Genomic DNA, 254 nt, shown 5'->3' with positions numbered 1-254 from the left:
GTAGCCCTTTGCGGTCGCGCTGATATCCTGACTTGTGATCAGCAGGACTTCGTCGATGAGATGTTGATCATAGAGCGCGCTGTAGTCGGCCCAGATGCCGCTAACCTGTTCAAGGCTCAGGGCGCGCGAATACTTTTTGCACTCGATGGCGACGACCCGCGCCTTGTTGCCGAATTCCTGCCTGCGCCAGACGATGTCGACCCGCTTGTGGCCGAGCAGAACTTCGACATCGACGTCTTTTCTGACCGCGCGCA

General features: G+C 58.3%; 1 protein-coding gene. It reads right to left on the bottom strand.

Annotated elements, in window-relative coordinates:
- Positions 1 to 254, bottom strand: a 254-nt coding sequence (locus tag Q5762_RS39050; RefSeq protein ID WP_315897066.1) for a restriction endonuclease, incomplete at both ends; no start/stop codon positions are given.

The organism is Streptomyces sp. P9(2023) (genome assembly GCF_032436795.1).
In the GTDB taxonomy this organism is placed as follows: Bacteria; Actinomycetota; Actinomycetes; order Streptomycetales; family Streptomycetaceae; genus Streptomyces.
Note: the sequence above shows the minus strand (reverse complement) of the source record. Positions and strands in the feature narration are given on the sequence as shown.